Consider the following 2,635-nt stretch of genomic DNA (forward strand, 5'->3'; position numbering starts at 1 on the left):
TGGGGGCGTACGCGCATCAGGATCTGCCCTTCGAGTACCTGGTCGAGCGGCTCCAGCCCGAACGCGACCTCTCACGCCACCCCCTCGTCCAGGTCGTCTTCCAGATCGTCAACACCCCGTCCTTCGGCCGGCTCGACGCGACAGGTGAGGAGGTCGAGATCTTCGCCGCCGACCGCGTCTCCACCAGGGTCGACCTGGAACTGCACCTTGTGGAGGACCGCGACGGGGGTATCACGGGGCAGGCGATCTACAGTCGCGCCCTGTTCGACCACTCCACCGTGCAGCGACTGCTCGACCACCTCGGGAACGTCGTACGAGAGGCCACGGCCGATCCCGACCGACCGCTGTCCCGTCTGTCGCTGCAGGACGCGGAGGAGCGCCGGCGCGTCCTCACCACCTGGCAGGGAGAAGACCAGCCCGTACCGGCCCGCACGCTGCCGGACCTGTTCACCGAGGTGGCCGTACGGACACCGGACGCGACGGCGATCCTCCAGGGCGAGCGACGCCTCACGTACGCACAGCTCGATGCCGCCTCTGATCGGCTGGCCCGTCGCCTGATCGAACTCGGCCTGTGCGACGAGGACATCGTGGGCCTCGACATCGGCAGGTCGCCCGAGACCGTGATCGCCTCGCTGGGCGTCCTCAAGGCCGGTGGGGCCTACCTGCCCATGGACGAACGCAATCCGGTGTCCCGAAAACTGTGGATGCTGGACGAGTCGGACGCCCGGTTCGTGCTCACCGACCGCCCCACGGTACTCACCGACCTGCTCGCGGACCGAAAGCTCACGGTGATCGACGTCGGTGCCGACACCGGCTCCTGGCCGGCGACCCCGGTGGCCGGACGCGGGCCGGCCCTCGACTCACTCGCCTACGTGATCTACACCTCGGGTACCACCGGCACCCCCAAGGGCGTGGCGGTGACCCACCGCAACGTCGTCGGATTCGCCAGCGACGCACTCTTCGGCAGCGGCGCCTACGAGCGGGTGCTGGTGCACTCGTCGTACGCGTTCGACGTGTCCACGGCGGAGATGTGGCCCGCGCTCCTGGCGGGCGGCACCCTCGTCCTGGCCCCGCCCGGCGGTATCGACGCGGCGACGTTCGGAACGGTCATCGGCGAGCACGCGGTCACCGGCCTGTTCCTCACCCCCGGCCTGCTCGAACTCCTCGCCGACGAATGCCCGGAGGCGTTCGCGGGAGTGCGTGAGGTGCAGGTGGGAGGCGACACGGCGCCGACGGCGACGATGTCACGACTCCTCGACGCGCACCCGCATCTGCAGATCGTCAACGTCTACGGACCCACCGAGGCGACGGTGATCGTCACCGGTTTCCGGACGAACGCGCAGAACCCGCCGGGAGCGGAAGGCGTCCCGCTGGGCGGGCCGCTGCCCAACCACCGCGTCCTCGTGCTCGACGACCGGCTGCGACCCGCTCCGGTGGGCGTGCCCGGCGAACTGTACGTGGCCGGTGTCGGCCTGGCGCGTGGGTATGTGGGGCGGCCGGGGCTGACGGCGGATCGTTTCGTCGCCGATCCGTTCGGTGAGCCGGGCTCGCGTATGTACCGTACCGGCGACGTGGGGCGCTGGATGCCGGACGGGAACCTGGAGTACCTGGGCCGTGTCGACGACCAGGTGAAGATCCGGGGCTTCCGCGTCGAGCCGGGCGAGGTCGAGACCGTACTCCGGCAGTATCCGTCGGTCGCCCAGGCCCTGGTCGTCGTGCGGGACGACGGCCCGGGCGGCAAACGGCTGGTGGCCTATGTGGTGCCGGACGAGTCGTTGGAAGTCGATGGGACGGACCGGGCCGAGCTCGCCGCGTCCCTGCGTGCGCACACAGGCGCCGCCGTGCCCGAGTACATGGTGCCCTCCGCCTTCATGGTGATCGACGCCCTCCCACTGACCTCCACGGGAAAGATCGACCGCGAGGCACTGCCCGTACCGGACCTGCTCGCCGGCGCGGCGGCCTACGTCGCCCCCCGCACCCCCGACGAGGAACTGGTGTGCCAGGTCTTCGCGGAGGTCCTCGGAATCGAGTCGGTCGGCATCGACGACACCTTCTTCGCGCTGGGAGGGCAGTCCCTGCTCGCCACCCGGGCCGTCGCCCGGCTGCGCGCCGCGACGGGGACGGACGTGTCCGTGGAGGCCCTGTTCCGCAACCCCGCACCGCGTGCGCTGGCAGCCGAGGTCCAAGCCAGACGCGAGGTCGGCGAGCGTGAGCTGACCGAGGCGCTGAGCGCCGTGGAAGGCATGACCGACGAGCAGGTCGAAGAGGCGCTGCGACGGCTCGAACAGCAGTGACCGACCCCCTTCAGCACACGCGACTGGCAGATTGGCCGATCACCGATGACCCAAGCGAACGAGCGGATAGCCAACCTCACCGACAAACAGCGAGCCCTCCTGGAGAAGCTGCTCAGCGGTAAGCGCACCGAGCAGACGATTCCGCGCGCGGACCGGAGCAAGCCGCTGCCGCTGTCCTTCGCCCAGCAGCGGCTGTGGTTCCTGGACCGGCTCGCCCCCGGGACCACCTCATGGAACGCCTGCGCCGCGGTGCGGGTGCGGGGTGGGTTGGATGTGGGTGTGTTGGGTGAGGCGTTGTCGGTGGTGGTGGGTCGGCATGAGGTGTTGAGGACGGTGTTTCG

The 2,635-nt window shown here is 70.0% G+C and carries 2 protein-coding genes; both read left to right on the top strand.

The window, feature by feature from the left end; genetic code table 11:
* A partial coding sequence (locus ACIGO6_RS41575; RefSeq protein WP_399886012.1) for an amino acid adenylation domain-containing protein occupies positions 1–2,294 on the top strand: 2,294 nt, incomplete at its 5' end.
* Between the two features lie 45 nt (positions 2,295–2,339).
* On the top strand, positions 2,340–2,635 hold a 296-nt coding region (locus tag ACIGO6_RS41580; protein ID WP_399886014.1), incomplete at its 3' end, for a condensation domain-containing protein.

Source organism: Streptomyces sp. NPDC053750 (assembly GCF_044544295.1).
GTDB lineage: Bacteria > Actinomycetota > Actinomycetes > Streptomycetales > Streptomycetaceae > Streptomyces.